The organism is Streptomyces sp. NPDC018263 (assembly GCF_055562575.1).
The window spans coordinates 1-1,796 of record NZ_JBVHFA010000019.1 but is presented as its reverse complement, the minus strand read 5'-3'; the positions used below and the strand labels follow the sequence as shown (position 1 = coordinate 1,796).

The following is a 1,796-nucleotide window of genomic DNA, read 5'->3' as shown; positions in this document are numbered from 1 at the left end:
AAAAAGAGACTCTGCTAAAGTCTCATGACGAATATATAACATATTCCAAAAACTATGAAAATGAATATCTAGGCAATATTCATAAGATACAAATTAACTTAAATCGCAAAAGTTAACAGCGCTATTTTAACACATAGAAAATAAAAATACTATGACTTTACCGTTTTCTAATAGCGGGTAAAGTGTTCAAACTTTGACAATGGGACTCCTATAATGGGGTCCTTATTTAATTTCCTTGAAAATATAAAATCCGCCCTTTTGCGTGTGGGTGGGGTGACTCCAGTTGGGGCCCCCGACACCGCAAGGCGGATTTATTTTATTTATAAAAGACCGAGAGAAATAACACTAACCATTATGGTATTGACATGATACCACTTTGATACTATAATGATACCATAAGGAGGTGAAGTTATTGGGAAAAGCGGTTTTTTCTCTAAGGCTTACTGAAGACCTACACGAATGGTTAAAAAAAGAAGCTGAAAAGAGAGGTATGTCGGTCAACGCTTTGATTTCATACATACTGAGCGAATATAAAGACGATAAAGAGTTTTAACGGAGTAGTTCTACGTAGTGAAAGCGTAGCGGTTCCTTTACTTGGAAAGGCGACTCTGATAACCTAGTTCGGTTTGCCACATTAAAGATTTCTAGAAGGTGGCGACGGTGGCAAGTAATCTGGGTCGCAAAGGTTCCGAGTCAAGGATTCATGGAGTAGATCTACGCAGTGGTGATGGTGAAGCGCAACTAAAAAAACAAGAAAAGAGGACGAGCACATGTTTAATATTTCTTATTACAAAACCGAAGACACAAAAGTAATGGTGGTTACATTACACGCACTAAAACAAACTATCATTTTGCAACCAGGATTCTTTTATAAAATTTCAGGAGTTGATAGAAAAGTAATAACCGGCTGCGGCGAATTTAGTGGTACAATTCTAGTAGATTTAGGATTTATATTTCCGTTTAAATCTGATAGAAAAATAGGTTAATATTTAATCGCTATTTCTGTTTCTTACTTAACTTGATTATAGCGATTAATAAGCAGAAAAATTTAGACAAGGAAGAGAGGTATTTTATAATTGAGGTATCGTCACAAACTAATAAAAAGTGGCGGTGTATGGGAATTATTGAGCTACGAGAAAGAGGTAGCAACAGGTAAAGATGCAGTTCGTGAAAATGCTGGTAGGAAAAAACAGTCTGATCATGATTGGATAAATGATGCTGAAACAAAGATGAAGAACAGGTCTGATGTGTTATATCGTGCAAGGAAGCAAGTGTTTAACCAAGCAAATGCCAATGCAAATGCGTGGAACGAGCAACCGAAATTTTTCACACTTACATATGCTGAAAACATGCAGGACATAAAACAATCTAACTATAACTTCAAAAAGTTTATCCAAAGGCTGAATTACACTTTAAAAATAAAACTAAAATACACTGCTGTAATTGAGTTTCAGAAACGAGGGGCTATACATTATCACCTATTGGTCTATAACCTTCCTTACACGCCTGTAGACGTTCTATCGGACATCTGGGGTCATGGGTTTGTTAAAATAAATAAAATAGACCACGTGGACAATGTAGGGGCTTATATAACGAAATATATGATAAAGGATAATATTGACGAAAGATTACTTGGAGAGAAGTCTTATTTTTCGAGTAGAGGGTTAAAGAAGCCTGAAGAGTATATTTTGACGGAAAAAGAAAAAGAGACTCTGCTAAAGTCTCATGACGAATATATAACATATTCCAAAAACTATGAAAATGAATATCTAGGCAATATTCATAAGATACAAATT

Annotated in this window: 2 protein-coding genes; both read left to right on the top strand. The window is 35.4% G+C overall.

Features of this window, described 5'->3' with window-relative positions; genetic code table 11:
• Positions 1-403 precede the first annotated feature (403 nt).
• Entirely contained in the window at positions 404-553 is a 150-nt protein-coding gene (locus tag ACZ3HQ_RS29560; protein ID WP_350502499.1) for a toxin-antitoxin system HicB family antitoxin, read from the top strand.
• Between the two features lie 523 nt (positions 554-1,076).
• The coding region (locus ACZ3HQ_RS29555; RefSeq protein WP_435055990.1) for a rolling circle replication-associated protein at positions 1,077-1,796 on the top strand (720 nt) is incomplete at its 3' end.